This is a genomic window from Onishia taeanensis, assembly GCF_900100755.1.
Lineage (GTDB): Bacteria > Pseudomonadota > Gammaproteobacteria > Pseudomonadales > Halomonadaceae > Onishia > Onishia taeanensis.
Genome location: NZ_FNCI01000012.1, coordinates 18,203 through 33,261, shown reverse-complemented (window position 1 = coordinate 33,261; position 15,059 = coordinate 18,203). Strand labels below are relative to the sequence as shown.

General features: G+C 63.7%; 12 protein-coding genes. 7 read left to right on the top strand and 5 right to left on the bottom strand.

The window, feature by feature from the left end:
• Positions 1-4: 4 nt before the first annotated feature.
• Both BLR71_RS13405 and BLR71_RS13400 read left to right on the top strand, forming a co-directional pair.
• Entirely contained in the window at positions 5-946 is a 942-nt protein-coding gene (locus BLR71_RS13405) for a diguanylate cyclase domain-containing protein (protein ID WP_092527368.1), read from the top strand.
• Positions 943-2,346: a bifunctional DedA family/phosphatase PAP2 family protein gene (locus BLR71_RS13400; protein ID WP_092527365.1), complete on the top strand. Its 1,404-nt coding sequence runs from the start codon at positions 943-945 to the stop codon at positions 2,344-2,346. The genes BLR71_RS13405 and BLR71_RS13400 overlap by 4 nt, the downstream gene beginning before the upstream one ends.
• A gap of 56 nt (positions 2,347-2,402) precedes the next feature.
• Here BLR71_RS13400 and BLR71_RS13395 read toward each other — a convergent pair whose 3' ends face one another.
• The 3 genes from BLR71_RS13395 to mpl are packed head-to-tail and all read right to left on the bottom strand — an operon-like array spanning position 2,403 to position 5,081.
• Positions 2,403-3,026, bottom strand: a complete 624-nt coding sequence (locus BLR71_RS13395) for a LysE family translocator (protein WP_175491684.1) — start codon at positions 3,024-3,026, stop codon at positions 2,403-2,405.
• The gene (locus tag BLR71_RS13390; protein ID WP_092527362.1) at positions 3,023-3,712 is read right to left on the bottom strand and encodes a flavin prenyltransferase UbiX; all 690 of its coding nucleotides are present in this window, start codon (positions 3,710-3,712) and stop codon (positions 3,023-3,025) included. The genes BLR71_RS13395 and BLR71_RS13390 overlap by 4 nt, the downstream gene beginning before the upstream one ends.
• Complete coding sequence (mpl, locus tag BLR71_RS13385; RefSeq protein WP_092527360.1) at positions 3,705-5,081, bottom strand: UDP-N-acetylmuramate:L-alanyl-gamma-D-glutamyl-meso-diaminopimelate ligase; 1,377 nt, start codon at positions 5,079-5,081, stop codon at positions 3,705-3,707. Before mpl ends, BLR71_RS13390 begins: the two co-directional genes overlap by 8 nt.
• Before the next feature lie 169 nt (positions 5,082-5,250).
• Between mpl and BLR71_RS13380 the strand changes: the two genes are divergently transcribed.
• Positions 5,251-6,510, top strand: a complete 1,260-nt coding sequence (locus BLR71_RS13380; RefSeq protein WP_092527358.1) for a 6-phosphofructokinase — start codon at positions 5,251-5,253, stop codon at positions 6,508-6,510.
• A 137-nt stretch (positions 6,511-6,647) separates the two neighbouring features.
• On the opposite strand, the gene BLR71_RS13375 is transcribed toward BLR71_RS13380, so the two are convergent.
• Positions 6,648-8,288: a bifunctional protein-serine/threonine kinase/phosphatase gene (locus BLR71_RS13375; protein ID WP_092527559.1), complete on the bottom strand. Its 1,641-nt coding sequence runs from the start codon at positions 8,286-8,288 to the stop codon at positions 6,648-6,650.
• A 254-nt stretch (positions 8,289-8,542) separates the two neighbouring features.
• On the opposite strand from BLR71_RS13375, the gene ppa reads away from it, so the two are divergent.
• Complete coding sequence (gene ppa / locus BLR71_RS13370; RefSeq protein WP_092527356.1) at positions 8,543-9,073, top strand: inorganic diphosphatase; 531 nt, start codon at positions 8,543-8,545, stop codon at positions 9,071-9,073.
• A gap of 284 nt (positions 9,074-9,357) precedes the next feature.
• On the opposite strand, the gene BLR71_RS13365 is transcribed toward ppa, so the two are convergent.
• Complete coding sequence (locus tag BLR71_RS13365) at positions 9,358-10,767, bottom strand: DUF2333 family protein (RefSeq protein ID WP_092527354.1); 1,410 nt, start codon at positions 10,765-10,767, stop codon at positions 9,358-9,360.
• A gap of 272 nt (positions 10,768-11,039) precedes the next feature.
• Here BLR71_RS13365 and dsbD point away from each other — a divergent pair, with 272 nt between their 5' ends.
• The 3 genes from dsbD to accC all read left to right on the top strand — a co-directional run bounded on the left by dsbD (position 11,040) and on the right by accC (position 14,986).
• Positions 11,040-12,926: a protein-disulfide reductase DsbD gene (dsbD, locus tag BLR71_RS13360; RefSeq protein ID WP_092527352.1), complete on the top strand. Its 1,887-nt coding sequence runs from the start codon at positions 11,040-11,042 to the stop codon at positions 12,924-12,926.
• A 217-nt stretch (positions 12,927-13,143) separates the two neighbouring features.
• Positions 13,144-13,599: an acetyl-CoA carboxylase biotin carboxyl carrier protein gene (accB, locus tag BLR71_RS13355; RefSeq protein ID WP_092527342.1), complete on the top strand. Its 456-nt coding sequence runs from the start codon at positions 13,144-13,146 to the stop codon at positions 13,597-13,599.
• A gap of 46 nt (positions 13,600-13,645) precedes the next feature.
• The gene (gene accC / locus BLR71_RS13350) at positions 13,646-14,986 is read left to right on the top strand and encodes an acetyl-CoA carboxylase biotin carboxylase subunit (RefSeq protein WP_092527336.1); all 1,341 of its coding nucleotides are present in this window, start codon (positions 13,646-13,648) and stop codon (positions 14,984-14,986) included.
• The last annotated feature ends 73 nt before the right edge of the window (positions 14,987-15,059 follow it).

Here is a 15,059-nt window from a genome sequence, read left to right as displayed (position 1 = left end):
GCTCATGCCAAATCAGGACAGCTTGCCTCACTCATGGCTCTATTGCGTTTTCCATGCCTGGATCACCCTACTGACCGCGGGTGCAGCCCTTTGGCATTACCAGATGGGCCAATTCGATCGCATCCTGTTGCCGGCAGCGCTGAGCATGGCGTTGCTGACCGCCACGCTGATGAGCCTTGGCACACCCTCCGCACGTCGTGCTGCCGCTATCATCACCCTGCTGGCAAGCTACCTGCTCTGTGCTGAGCTGATACGCAACGGCCAGACGCCAGACATACTCTGGCTGGGGTTTCCGCCGGTGCTAACGACGCTGCTGCTCTCGATGCGGTATGCCCTTTACGTCAACCTGCTGATGGCCCCGGTATGGCTGCTACTTAACGGCAACGGGCCATCGCTGATCGCAACACTATCCTACCTGGCGGTCAGCCTGGCCGGCGCCCTGGCGCAATGGGAAATGATGCGCCAGTTAACCCTGGACAAGCTGACCTCGCCACATGACCCGGAGTGCGACGCCCTCTCAAGCGACATGATCGCCGAGCGCCTGCCTCAGGAGCACAAGCGTGCCAATGCGCTCGGTCGCCGACTCAGTGTGCTAGTGATCCATCTGCCACAGCTTGAAATGGCCCACGAACAGTTCGGCGCCCGACTGCGCCTGGAGCTGCTGCAGCGCTTCTGCCAAGCGGCTCGTCGCAGCTGCAGGCTGGATGACACGCTTGGTCGCACCGGCGAATCCCTGCTGTGGATGCTGCTGCCCGGCACCGACGAAAACGATGCCCTGATGACACGCAACCGCCTGCTTACCATGCTCAATGACACCGCGATCAGCGAAACCGGCCACCTCAGCGCCATGGTGGTCGCCTGCACCCTGCACCCGGGCGAAAGCCTGTCAGCCTTCGAACAGCGCCTACGCATCAAGGAACGCGCCCTAGTGGACAGCACACCATGAGCCTTGTCGACTGGATGTATCAGCTCACCCCCTCGCCATCTTTGCTGATATTGGCTATCGCCGTTATTTCCCTGGTGGAGAGCCTGGCGGTCATCGGGCTGGTCGTACCCGGCGTGGTACTGATCACGGCCGCCGCCTCGCTAGCGGGGCATCAGCAGCTGGCGATCCCGCTGGTCTTGCTGGCGGCCTTCCTGGGCGCGGTAGTGGGAGACACACTGAGCTTTGCCTTGGGCTACACCCAGCGCGAGCGCGTGCCGCGACTCTGGCCGTTCTCTCGCCACCCAGAATGGCTCACCCACGGCACGCGCTTTTTCCAACGTCATGGCACCCTGTCGGTGGCATTCGGCCGCTTCGCCGGCCCGGTGCGACCGGTCGTCCCCATGATCGCCGGCATGATGCATATGCGCCCCCATACCTTTGCGTGGGCCAATATCGCCTCGGCGCTGGTCTGGGCGCCGGCCTATGTGCTACCGGGCTACCTCTTGGGACGCACTTGGAAAGAACTGCTGACTCTGCCAGCAGGCAGTGACAAGTGGCTGATCTTGCTCGCCGTCGCCACCGCCCTTGCGGCACTGGCATTTTCCTGGCTGCGCCATCAGCTGGCCAAAGAGGGCTGGCTCTATCGGCGCCTAGCCAGACTGGCCCTGGCACGCCCCTGGAGCAGCCGGCTGTGGCAGCGACTCGGCTCACAGCCTCACGGCGAGATCCCACTGGCCTCGCTAAGCCTGCTGGTGCTGTCGTCCACCGGTTTCTGCCTGTGGACCCTGGCCGTACTGGATGCCCACGGCCCTCTGGTCATGGACGAACAGATTCGCGCCCTGATGACGGCCATCCAATCGCCCTGGCTGACGCGGGCGGCAGTGGGAATGGCCAAAATCGGCGATGCCGCCGGTATCATTGCGCTCTGCCTGCCCTGGGCGGCATGGTTGCTGGCAAGGCGGCATATAACGGCCCTGTTGCATCTGGCTACAGGGCTTGCCGGCATGGCCATGGCCAACACCCTGCTCAAGCACCTGATCGGCCGCTTACGGCCCGAGGCCCCAGCTTATCTGGCCGATTCCGCCTCCTACCCCAGCGCCCATACTTCGATATCGGTGCTGGTATTCGGCCTGGCGGCGGCCTTCTTCGCCCGGGAGGTCATCTCCCAGCGTCGCCATATGGCCTACTGGCTGGCAATCCTCGTCTGCATACCAATGGCGCTGTCGCGGCTGGTGCTGGACGTACACTGGGCCAGTGACCTGCTCGGGGGCGTACTGCTGGGCCTGATGGGCTGTGCCATGGTCAATATCAGCTATCATCGTACGCCGCATCGACCAATGAACGACGCGCCATGGCTGCGCCTCGCCCTGGCGTCGCTGACGTTGCTGGTGATTCGACTTATCTGGCTACCGCCGGTCTAGGCCGCTGCGCAGTCTCCCGAACGAAACGTCTGGCCCGGAAATCATCGGCCCGCGGCCTAGCCCAGCGCCAGCCAGGCACCAACGCCGATCATCAGGGTACCGGCCAGGCGATTGAGCAGCCGCACGTGCCCGGCATTGCCAAGCAGCCGCCCGGCGCTGCGCCCGCCTGCGGCATATAGCATCAGGCAGAGAAACTCGATGGCCAGGATCATCGTCACCAACACCGCGAGCTGCGGCGCCAACGAGCGGCTGGCATCGAGAAACGGCGGCAGCAGTGCCACGAAGAAGGCCCAGCCCTTGGGATTGGCAATCGCGGTCACGAATCCCTGCATCATCAGCGTGCGGCGCCCAACCGCCTGCTGCTCGCCGGACAGCTCGGGGATCGCCATACGCCCCCGTTCACGCCACATCATGATGCCCAGATACGCCAGATAGGCACCACCGAGCCACTTGAAGGCGGTGAACAGCGCTGGCTGGGCCAGCATCAGCGCCGCCACCCCCGCCCCAGCGGACACCGCCACCAAAGCAACGCCGGCAAGCTCGCCCACCATCATCCACAGCGCACGGCGCACACCCTGAGTCATCCCCAGCACCATGGCCAGCGTCATGCACATGCCCGGCGTCAGTGACACCAGAAAAAAGGTCGGCACGAATACCGACAAAGTGGCCACTGCAATCATATTCCTTCCCTGCCATCGCTCGCCGGCGACTCGCCCCAGCGGGGCATCAGCCGATGCTCTATGCCTAATTGGTTGAGAATTCTGGCGACGATAAAGTCGATCAGATCATCAATGCTGGCCGGCTGGTGATAGAAGCCAGGCGCGGCCGGCAGAATCACGGCGCCCATCCGGGTCAGACTCAGCATGTGCTCGAGGTGAATCGCCGAGAACGGCGTTTCCCGAGGCACCAGCACCAGGGTGCGACGCTCCTTCAGGGCCACGTCTGCGGCCCGCTCGATCAGGTTATTACTGGCCCCGCAGGCAATCGCGGACAGCGACCCGGTGGAGCAGGGGCAAACCACCATCGCCGAGGGCGCCCCTGAGCCTGACGCCACCGGCGCCATCCAGTCCTCTCGTGCAAAACAGCGGATCTGCCCCGGCCGCGCCCCGCTGCGCGACGACAGGGCGTCGGTAAGCCGCTCCGGCTGTGCCGGCAGCTTGACGTCGGTCTCGGTGGCGATCACCAGATGAGCCGCCTTGGAGATCATCACCCAGACTTCATGGTTCGCCGCCACCAGCGCCTCGATCAAACGCAGGCCGTACTGGGCCCCAGAGGCGCCAGTCAACGCCACGGTGACCGGAAAGGCGAAGCCCTCGGCCACCGATCCTTGCGCCGATCGCTGGGGCGATAGGTGAGATTCAGCCATGAGCCACCTCCAGGGCAGCGAGCAACCGCTCGTGAATACCACCGAAGCCACCGTTGGACATCGCCACGATGCGATCCCCCGGCTTGGCCTCGGCCACTACCGCAGCGACCAGGGCATCGAGATCATCGATCACCCGCGAGGCGACGGGGCTTGCCGCGACCACCTCGTCCAGCGACCAGTCGAGGCCTGCCGGCTGATACCACCAGACCGCGTCGGCCGCCGCCACGCTATCGGCCAGGCGAGCGCGCAGGGTGCCAAGCCGCATGGTATTGGAGCGCGGCTCGATCACCGCCAGCAGGCGACCGTCACCGCCGGCCTTGAGGCCACCAAGCGTCGCGGCAATGGCAGTCGGATGATGGGCGAAATCGTCGATGACGCGAATACCCGCGATGTCGCCGCGCAGTTCCTGGCGGCGCCGCGGACTCTCGAAGCGCGATAGCGCCGCTGCGCCCGCCTCTAGGCCTACGCCGAGGCAATGAGCGGCAGCCAGCGCGGCCAACGCATTGCGCGCGTTATATTCACCGCTCAGGCCGTAGTGCACCGTCGCTTCCTCGCGCCCCCCTTCATCGGCATGCTGTACGCGGAAACGACTGGCATCGGCCGCCTCCAGGCTAAACCGCCAGTCACTCTCGGCCGCGGTACCGAAGCGGCTGACCGGCGTCCAGGCGCCCTGCTCCAGCACACGGTCCAGCGCCGGCTCACCGTCCGCCACCAGCAGCGCACCATCGCCCGGCACGGTGCGCACCAGATGATGAAATTGCCGCTCGATGGCCGCGAGGTCGGCAAAGATATCGGCGTGGTCGAACTCAAGGTTGTTGAGTATCGCGATCTCGGGGCGGTAGTGCACGAACTTGGAGCGCTTGTCGAAGAAGGCGGTGTCGTACTCGTCGGCTTCCACCACGAAGGGGGCATCCGCCCCGCCGAGACGCGCCGAAACGCCGAAATTGCGCGGCACCCCACCGATCAGAAAGCCGGGTTCGAGACCCGCCGCCTCGAGTAGCCAGGCGGTCAGGCTTGCCGTGGTGGTCTTGCCGTGGGTGCCGGCAACGGCGATCACCCGCCGTCCGGGCAAGACATGCTCGGCAAGCCACTGAGGGCCTGAGATGTAGGGAAGCCGAGCCTCGAGCACCGCTTCCACCTCAGGATTACCCCGGGACAGGGCGTTGCCGATGATGACCAGGTCCGGGCGCGGCACGAGGTTGTCCGCACCATAGCCGTCTTGCAGGGTAATACCCGCCGCCGCCAGCTGTGTGCTCATCGGCGGATAGACATTGGCATCCGAGCCGCTGACCCGATGGCCAAGCTCACGGGCCAGCAGCGCCAGGCTGCCCATGAAGGTACCGCAGATTCCAAGGATATGTACGTGCATCGCGTGCCTCCTGCCAGGGTGGCAGGCAGACTAGCATGGCGCCCGCGCCGCCTCCATCCTGGTGCCAGCGCGCGTGCCCGGCGGGTGCAGGTCGCCTCACTTTGGGCTACTATGGCGACCTGACAATTCGCCCCTACGATGACCCGCTTTCCAGGAGCTCAGCAGCCCCATGGCCCAGCACAACGCCTTCTATGCCCAGTCCGGTGGCGTCACCGCCGTCATCAATGCCAGCGCCTGCGGCGTGATTGAAGCGTGCCGTCGCCACGACGACAAGATCGGCAAAGTCTATGCCGGTCACAACGGCATCATCGGCGCCCTGACCGAAGACCTGATCGATGTTTCTCAAGAATCCGACGAGACCATCGCTGCACTGCGCCACACCCCAGGCGGCGCCTTCGGCTCCTGCCGTTACAAGCTCAAGGACATCGAGACTCACCGCGCCCAGTACGAGCGGCTGATCGAGGTCTTCAAGGCTCACGACATCCGCTATTTCTTCTATAACGGCGGTGGCGACAGCGCCGATACCTGCCTCAAGGTCTCTCAGCTGTCGGAAAAGCTCGGCTACCCGCTGACCGCTATCCACGTGCCCAAGACCGTCGATAACGACCTGCCGATCACCGACAACTCACCGGGCTTCGGCAGCGTGGCCAAATACATCGCCACCTCGACCCTCGAGACTTCGCTGGACATCGCCTCCATGTGCGCCACCTCCACCAAGGTCTTCGTGCTCGAGGTCATGGGCCGCCATGCGGGCTGGATCGCCGCGGCCGGCGCACTGGCTGGCGAAGGTGAAGGTGAGCCGCCCCACCTGGTGATCTTCCCCGAGGTGGCCTTCGACCGTAAGGCGGTGATGGCGCGAGTCGAGGAAGCGGTCAAGCACTATGGCTACTGCGTGATCGTGGTCTCCGAAGGCGCCCGCTACGAGGACGGCACCTTCCTGGCCGACTCTGGCAATACCGATGCTTTCGGCCATCGCCAGCTGGGCGGTGTAGCGCCGACGCTGGCCGGCATGGTCAAGCAGGACCTAGGCTACAAGTATCACTGGGCAGTCGCCGACTACCTCCAGCGCGCCGCACGCCATCTGGCGTCCAAGACCGACGTCGATCAGGCCTACGCCGTCGGTGAGAAGGCAGTGGAGCTTGCCGTGGCCGGTGAAAACGCCATGATGCCGACCATCGACCGGGTCAGCGATACCCCCTATGCCTGGGAGATCGGTGCCGCGCCGCTGAGCGAGATCGCCAATCGCGAGAAATTCATGCCCAAGGATTTCATCCGCGAGGACGGCTTCGGCATCACCGAATCCTGCCGCCGCTATCTGTCGCCGCTGATCCAGGGTGAAGATTTCCCGCCGTTCGACAACGGCCTGCCGCGGGTGGCACGCCTCAAGCTCGAACGCGTCGAGCGCAAACTGCCTGTCTTTACCCTCTAGGCATCAACTGCTGCGTCTCGCCGTCGCCGGGCAGCTACCCAGCGACGGCCTATGATCAACACCAAAACGCCCCGGCTTGCCGGGGCGTTTTCGCGTGCCTGCTTGGCCGTTTTGTACGGCAACCAGAGCGAGAGGGCCTAGCGCATTAGCCAGGAGATCACCAGCAACGCCAGCAACAGCACCGCCAGTCCCTGCCAAAAGCGATTGGAGACCGATGACGTCGCCTTGACGGCCTCGCCCTTGTTGCGGGGCTCTCGCAGAGCGACCACCAACTCCGAAAGACGGCGGAAGCGCAGCGCTCGCTGCGGATCCAGGGCTCGGCGCAGGGCGTCATCCAGTGCCTGTGGCACCTCGGGATTCAGCGAGCGGGCACTCTTGTAGCTCAGCTGCTCAAGATCGGTATGGCTTCGCAACTGATGCGGCGGCATATCGTAGGGCAGCCCGCCGGTGACTAGCCAGTAGATCGTCGAGGCCAGCGCATACTGATCGCTACGCCGCCCCACGTCGTCATCCAGCGCATATTCCGGCGCACTGTGTTCGGTGAGGCCGAGCTGGCGCGCCAGCTCCCGCGAATGTTTATGCCCGTCCCCTTCCCGTAGCCGACATGCGCTGAAGTCGGCCAGCACCACCTGCCCGTGGGTATCTACCAGCACGTTGTCAGGGTGAATCTGCTGATGAAGCAGGTCACGGCGGTGCAGTGCCTGCACCGCCTTGGCCAGCTGGCGCGCGATGTCCAACCGCTGAGAGAGGCTCGCTTGAGGGTGACGCCGCGCCCAGTCGGAGAGGCGCTCGCCCTCGATCAGGTTCATCAAATAATACAGATGAGTGCGCGGTCGCGACGGCTCCATGATCCGCGCCACGAAAGGTGACCTGACGCGCTCGACCACCCACTGCTGCAGCAGGAAGTGTTCGAGATAGGCATTGCGGCTGGAAAGCTCGGGGCTGGGCGCCTTCATGACCATTTCTCGGCGACTGACCGGATCAAAGACCCGATAGACCCGTGACTGGGCGGTGCGCGACAGCACGCCTCGCACCTCGAGACCATCCAGGCGCTGGCCAACGCTCAGCTCCGCCGGTACCGGCAGGTCGCCATAAAGCTTGTCCGGGGCCTCGGTCACGTCTTCCGGGAGACGGTCGATGCGCACCAGCTGAAAACAGAACTGTTCGCCTCCGTAGCCACGCTCCTGCGCACGCTCCTGTGCCGTTGCGGCAAGGCGCTCGCAGGCGGCATCCAGATCGCTTGCATCCTGGCGGATCAATTGTACGTAGTCGGAGGGCATCAGGGTGCCGCGCACGGCCGGGGTGGTGAACAGGAAGATATCGCCCTGTTTCAGCGGCATGGTGATGTAGTCGATATCCAGATTGCCATCCATGCCCAAGGCCCGGGAGGGATAGCGGTATCCCCCCAGATCCGTGACATGATCACGGGAGAGCTGCTCGAACTCGGCCCCACGCAGACGAAAGACCAGCGTATCGCCCATATGGAATAGATGGGCCTCGCGGCCGCGATAGATCATCGCCGATAGCGAGCAGACATAGCTGCCGCCGCTAACATGGCCGCTCTGGCTGTGACACCAGCCGTTGAGCGCCCTCAGCACCCGAGTCGCCGACGTCTTGATATCCCAATGCTCGGGGGTGGATATATAGTCGGCAAGAAAACCGCGCACACTGAGCTCGCCGGCCTGATGGGCAATCGCATTACGCGAGCTCGAGTCGCTGATCAGTGCACAGGCGCCCTTCAGCGCCAACAATCGTGGTTCGGGAATGCGCACCGACATCGAACTGCGATGACGACGACGCTCCGGCGCCACGAAGGCCTGCCCTACGCTCAACGCTAACTCGGACTCCACCTACCTATCTCCTTGATCCGGCAGTCATACCCCCTCCTGATAGAGGATGGGCCTATCATACACACTCAAAGGCCCTGTCGGAGCCCATGACGGCCTTGGTCGCATTGGTAATCGCGCCGCGCAGTTCGTATAATCCGCGAGACTTAACAGGCAACGATTACTGCCAACCCAAGGACGCGACGATGAGCTTCGACAAGATTCCCGCCGGCAAAGATCTCCCCAACGACATCTACGTCGCCATCGAGATTCCTGCCAACCATGCACCGATCAAGTATGAAATCGACAAGGATCTCGATGCGCTGTTGGTCGACCGCTTCATGGCCACGCCGATGTTCTACCCGGCCAACTACGGCTATATCCCGGACACCCTGGCCGACGACGGCGATGCGCTGGATGCCCTAGTGGTGACGCCCTATCCGGTGCAGCCCGGCAGCGTGATCCGTGCGCGCCCGGTCGGCATCCTGAACATGACCGACGAAGCCGGCGAAGATGCCAAGCTGGTCTGTGTGCCGCACCAGAAGCTCACTGCTCTTTACGACGACATTCAGGAAGTCACCGACCTGCCCGAGCTTCTGCGCCAGCAGATCGCTCACTTCTTCGAGAACTACAAGGATCTCGAGAAAGGCAAGTGGGTCAAAGTGGAATCCTGGGACGGCGCCGACGCCGCTCGCAAGGCCATCGAAAAGGCTGCTGCTGCCTTTGAGAAAGCCTGAAGCGATCCGCGAGTCGCTCAGTGGGTGGAAGACCGCCCCGGGTAACGTGCCAATGAGCCGTTACGCCGCAACGTAAGCAACGGGTGCCGCAGGATTTGGCACAACGCAAAAGGGGCGCTCATTGAGCGCCCCTTTTCAATAACTGACTGCAATAACTGCTTTCAGCACCCGCTTCTCAACCGTCTGGATATCTTGCATTTGCCTGGCTAAGTCGCCTGTCTTTGCCACCTGCCTCGCCGACTTTCTGATATGCCATTCCTCATGACCTGGCGGCTTGCTGCACGCTAGCCTTCCCCGCTTGTATCCCCCTTATCAGCCGCCGAGTCGGCCGACGGCTCAGCAGCACTGGCATCGTCACTGCTGGGCGATGGCGTAGCCGCTGGCTCATCGGTGGCGTCCGCGCCAGAAGAAGAATCGGCCGCGCCGGAAGTGGCGTCGGGTGCCTTGGCCTCTGCATCCGACGACGCTGGGTCATCGGACGTCGAGGCATCGCCCGCCGTCGAGGTGCTGGTATCAGCTTGGGCTGGCGACGCGTCTTGTGGTGCGGACGATCCGTCTTGCGCCTCTGCCCCCGCCTGGGCTCCGGCCTGAGCGCCCGGCTGGTCGGTTACCGGCTCTTGCGCCGGCGCACCCTCCGGCTGGTTCAGCGTGGGCTCCGGCGCACTAACCCCCGCCAGACGCCCGGAAAGCGCCTCGGCCAGCTTGGCCGCACGCTGGGTATAAGCGGCCATCATCAGCGAGTGATTGGCGAAGATGCCAAACCCCGTACCGTTCAGCACCACCGGGCTCCAGAGTGTGCGCTGCGCCTGCTTGAGCTCGGCTTGTAGGCGCTCCACCAAGGGCTCGGCATCGGCGGCGGTGACCACGTCACCATAGTCGGCATCCATGGCCGCCAGTAGATGCTCCAGCGCCCAGGCCTGGCCACGGGCCTCGAAGAAAATATCGTCGACCCGGTACCAGGGCGTCCGGCCCGGCAACTGCTCGACATCCACCTCGAGTTCGCGCATGGCTTCTGGATCGGCGACGCTAGCCAACAGGCGATAGGTCAAGTCATCCAGACGCCGGGCCACGCGAGTCAGCCAGTACGCCGGCACATCGCCCTCTGCCGGCAGCGCATCGCGCTGCTGGTTAAGATCATTCAATACCACGGCGTAAGCATCGCGGGCCTTGGCGATGCGGTGTTCGGTGGAAGGATAAAGCCAGTCCTGGCTGTCGCCATCGAGCCGCTCCTGGGCCTCTTTCAACGCTCCGTCTTCCCTGATGCCCTTCTCCGCCAGGGTATCCGCTTCGCCGCGGGCCTGCTTGAGCACGCCAAGCTCCCAGGCAGGCATGTTGTCGAGCCATAGCCCCGGCGGCAGCATGTCATTACGCAGATAGCCACCCGGCTTGTCGAGCAACGTATCGAGCAACGTCATCTGGGTCGCGACGATCACCGCCCCGCGCTCTGCCGGGCTAGTATCGGGCGGCGCGGCCTTGGAAGCGTCAGCCCCAAGACGGCCACGCTGCTCGGCGCTGGCCTGCTGCACGTTGAAGTCGTCCGGCGTCAGGCTCCACCAAGCTCCCAGCGCCAGGGTCACGACCAGGTAGACAACGACCAGCCCCAGCAGCGGCTTCCACACCCAGCCGTACTCGGGGCGCTCCAGGATATCCGTGGGCCGGTTGGGACGGGGCTTGCGTGATCCAAACAATGACATCGTCTAGGTCCTTGGCGATTGGTAAGGAAGTCACCTGCGCTGTCGCCGCATGCTTGGCATGAAGCCGACAAGTCGTATGCGTTATCCTAGCAGGTGAATGCCTGGGAGGTTTCCACGGCTGAGGAACTCCTGTCGAGCGCTCCGGTCGCAGACAAGCGCTGGCTGACGGCTGTGGTGATAAAGGCGTTATCGCTGAGCCGCACCCGAGCCATGCCTGTTTCGAATCATTGCCGTCTTGGTCTCTACTCTTAACGCCCCGAATACCTGCAAGGATGTTGACGTTGATCTCACGCTTCTTTCTCGCCGTTAGCCTGCTATTGGCCTTTTCGCTTCCGGTACAGGCCCAGTTGTTTCCCTCTGGTGGCGACAATGGCGACTTCCTGCCGGTAGAGGAGGCCTTCAGCCCCCACGCCTGGATCGACGGCGACCGGCTGATGATCGGCATCGACGCTGCCGATGGCTACTATCTTTACCGCCACCGGCTAGGCATCAGCAACGACACCGCCGAGGCCACGCTTGGCGAGCCCCTCTTGCCAGCCGGCACCTTCAAGAATGATGAGTTCCTCGGCGAGGTCTATGTCTTTCACGATAGCGTCACCTTTCCGGTGCCTATCAAGGCCCAGGGCGGGGCTGACGCGATCGACGTTACCCTGCACTATCAGGGCTGCGCTGAGGCCGGGCTCTGCTACCCCCCGCAGCAGGTCGAGCTGACGGCCCTGCCTGGCTCCGCCCCGGCGGCCTTCGCCACGCCCCCCGCTTCTACAAAAGGGGGCAGCGCCGAGTCCACCGAGACAACGCCGAAGGCGTCCTCGCTGACCAGTGAAGACGGCCACTTCAGCAACCTCTTGCAGGATGCCTCTCCGGCATTGGTACTGGGCCTCTTTTTCCTCGCCGGGCTGGGGCTGACCTTCACCCCCTGCGTGCTGCCGATGATGCCGATCCTTGCCTCGATCATCGTCGGCCAGCGCCCCTCGCGGCTGCGCGCCTTCGCCCTGTCGGGCAGCTACGTGACCGGCATGGCCCTGACCTATGCAGGCGTCGGGGTGCTGATGGGCCTGTTCGGCGCCGGCCTCAATCTCCAGGCACGCCTGCAGTCTCCAGCAGTCTTGATTCCGTTCGCCGCCCTGTTCGTCGTCTTCGCCCTGGCCATGTTCAGCATCTTCCAGCTACGACTGCCGGTGAGGCTCAGCCAGCGCCTAGACGCCTGGCAGGATCGCGCCCAGCGCAGCGGTCCGCTGGGATTGGCGCTCGCCGGCGCCCTGTCGGTGCTGGTGGTATCGCCCTGCGTTTCGGCTCCCTTGGCCGGCGCACTGGTGTTTATCTCCTCCACCGGTGATGCCCTCATGGGCGGGCTGGGGCTGCTCGCCCTGGCGTTGGGCATGGGCGTGCCACTGCTGATCGTCGGCACCTTCGGCGCCACTCTGCTTCCCCGCAGCGGCGCCTGGATGCAGCACGTCAAGTCCGCCTTCGGCGTGCTCTTGCTAGGCGTTGCGGTCTGGCTGATCGAGCGGCTACTGCCGGGGCCGCTAACGCTTCTGCTGTGGGCTGCGCTGGCGATTGGCAGTGCTCTAGCGCTGGGCGCCCTGCGTTTCGATCACCCCAAGGGAGCTGCCCGGCTGAGCCAGGCCGGTGGGCTGATGCTACTGACCTGGGGCCTCACCCTGGTCGTCGGGGCAGCCGGCGGCGCCCAGGACCCACTGCGCCCACTAGCCTGGCAAACCAGTACTGCCACCGCTAACACCAGCCAGCCCGATGCCTCGCCAAGCTTTACCACGGTCACGGGGCTCGCGGGACTGAACGCCGAGCTCGAGCGCGCCACGCGCAGTGGCCAACCGGCCTTCGTCGACGTCAGCGCCGACTGGTGCATATCCTGCAAGATCATGGAACGTGACGTTTTCCCCGACCCGCAGGTAGCAGCACGGCTCGACGACTTTTACCGCATTCGCGTCGATGTCACCGAGAGCAACGCGGAAAGCCGCGCCCTGCTCGAGCGCTTCGAGCTATTCGGCCCTCCCAGCCTGATGTTCTTCAACGCCGGCAAGGAAATCAGAGATGCCCGCATCCAAGGGGAAGTGCAAGCCGCCCTCTTCGCCGATCATCTGAATGCCTTGCTGGAATGGTTTGCCAAGGGTGATGAGTCCGACGGACACTCGGCCTAACCCCTGTAGGAACACTGTCTGAGTGGTTCCGAGCGTAACTGGACATGACCCGTTTTTTTCGGCACACTCCGCCGACACGCCGTTTAGAGGCGACTATCAGCGGCATCGTGCAACATCATGCCGTGATCTAGACAAAGTTTGAGCAGGTTGACAGCGCCCAAAGCCGGATCAACCTGCACACCTGACCCACCCCTTATCACCCGATCGAGACAGACTCATGGATATCCGCAAGGTCAAGAAGCTGATCGAGCTGCTGGAAGAATCCAACATCAGCGAAATCGAGATTCAGGAAGGCGAAGAGTCGGTTCGTATCAGCCGTCATCCCAACGGTGTGGCCTATCAGCCGGCCCCTGCCGCTGCTGCGCCGGCGGCACCCGCTGCCGCCGCACCGGCCGCGCCTTCCGCACCGGCAGAGCCCGCCGCCCCGGCCGAGCCCACCGGCCATACCGTTAACTCACCGATGGTCGGCACCTTCTATCGTGCACCGGCTCCCGGCGCCAAGTCGTTTGTCGAAGTCGGCCAAAGCGTCAAGAAAGGGGAAACGATCTGCATCGTCGAAGCCATGAAGATGATGAACCAGATCGAAGCGGACAAGGACGGCGTCATCGAAGCCATCCTGGTCGAAGACGGCGAACCGGTGGAATACGATCAGCCCATGCTGGTCATCGGCTAAGGCCATTCTCACCTCCCCTTTCCACTCCAACCTGGGCGGATACAAGATGTTGGACAAGGTACTCATCGCCAATCGTGGCGAGATAGCCCTGCGCATCCTGCGTGCCTGCAAAGAGCTGGGCATCAAGACCGTGGCGGTGCATTCCCAGGCCGACCGTGAACTGATGCATGTGCGCCTAGCGGACGAAGCGGTATGCATCGGCCCGGCCTCCTCGGCGAAGTCCTACCTGAACATTCCGGCACTGATCAGTGCCGCGGAAGTCACCGATGCAGATGCCATTCATCCGGGCTATGGCTTCCTCTCCGAGAATGCCAACTTTGCCGAACAGGTCGAGCGCTCCGGTTTCACCTTCATTGGCCCGCGCGCCGACACCATTCGCCTGATGGGCGACAAGGTCAGCGCCATCGAGGCGATGATGAAGGCCGGCGTGCCGACGGTTCCTGGCTCCGACGGCGCAGTCCCCGAAGACCCGGAAGAAGCGCTGGCGGTGGCTCGGCGCATCGGCTATCCGGTGATCATCAAGGCGGCTTCCGGCGGCGGCGGTCGCGGCATGCGCGTGGTACATAGCGAGGCTCACCTGCTCTCCTCGATCAGCGTGACGCAGAATGAGGCCAATGCCGCATTCGGCGACGGCACCGTCTACATGGAGAAGTATCTGGAACAGCCTCGCCACGTCGAGGTACAGGTACTCGCCGACGGCCAGGGCAATGCCGTGCACCTCTATGATCGCGATTGCTCGCTGCAGCGCCGCCATCAGAAGGTACTCGAGGAAGCGCCGGCCCCCGGGCTCGACCCTGATGCCCGCGCACAGGTCCTCAAGGCCTGTACCGATGCTTGCATCGAAATCGGCTACCGCGGTGCCGGCACCTTCGAATTCCTGTACGAGAATGGCCAGTTCTTCTTCATCGAGATGAACACGCGCGTACAGGTCGAGCACCCGGTCACCGAGATGGTCACCGGCATCGACATCGTCAAGGAGCAGCTGCTTATCGCCTCAGGCCAGCCGCTGTCGGTGCGCCAGGAGGATATCGCCCTCAACGGGCATGCCTTCGAGTGCCGCATCAACGCTGAGGATGCACGCACCTTCATGCCGTCGCCGGGCAAGGTCAGCCTCTATCATGCGCCCGGCGGTCTCGGCGTGCGCATGGACTCGCATCTCTACACCGGCTACACGGTGCCGCCTCACTACGACTCCCTGATCGGCAAGCTGATCACCTGGGGCAAGAATCGCGAGAACGCCCTGACACGCATGCGCAATGCGCTGGACGAGCTACTGGTGGAAGGCATCAAGACCAATATCGATCTGCAGAAGGATCTGGTCCGCGACGGCTATTTCCAACAGGGCGGGGTCAACATCCACTACCTTGAGAAAAAGCTCGAGTCCTGAGCCTGAGAGAGAACCTGAACGTGAATCACGGGACGGCTTGACGCTCATCCCGGGTGTTAACGACAGGTGTTAA

Coding starts and splice junctions, on each gene's coding strand:
- BLR71_RS13405 (WP_092527368.1), top strand. CDS start 5: ATGCCAAATCAGGACAGCTTGCCTCACTCATGGCTCTATTGCGTTTTC.
- ppa (WP_092527356.1), top strand. CDS start 8,543: ATGAGCTTCGACAAGATTCCCGCCGGCAAAGATCTCCCCAACGACATC.
- accB (WP_092527342.1), top strand. CDS start 13,144: ATGGATATCCGCAAGGTCAAGAAGCTGATCGAGCTGCTGGAAGAATCC.
- BLR71_RS13365 (WP_092527354.1), bottom strand. CDS start 10,767: ATGTCATTGTTTGGATCACGCAAGCCCCGTCCCAACCGGCCCACGGAT.
- accC (WP_092527336.1), top strand. CDS start 13,646: ATGTTGGACAAGGTACTCATCGCCAATCGTGGCGAGATAGCCCTGCGC.
- BLR71_RS13380 (WP_092527358.1), top strand. CDS start 5,251: ATGGCCCAGCACAACGCCTTCTATGCCCAGTCCGGTGGCGTCACCGCC.
- mpl (WP_092527360.1), bottom strand. CDS start 5,081: ATGCACGTACATATCCTTGGAATCTGCGGTACCTTCATGGGCAGCCTG.
- BLR71_RS13375 (WP_092527559.1), bottom strand. CDS start 8,288: ATGTCGGTGCGCATTCCCGAACCACGATTGTTGGCGCTGAAGGGCGCC.
- dsbD (WP_092527352.1), top strand. CDS start 11,040: ATGTTGACGTTGATCTCACGCTTCTTTCTCGCCGTTAGCCTGCTATTG.
- BLR71_RS13395 (WP_175491684.1), bottom strand. CDS start 3,026: ATGATTGCAGTGGCCACTTTGTCGGTATTCGTGCCGACCTTTTTTCTG.
- BLR71_RS13400 (WP_092527365.1), top strand. CDS start 943: ATGAGCCTTGTCGACTGGATGTATCAGCTCACCCCCTCGCCATCTTTG.
- BLR71_RS13390 (WP_092527362.1), bottom strand. CDS start 3,712: ATGGCTGAATCTCACCTATCGCCCCAGCGATCGGCGCAAGGATCGGTG.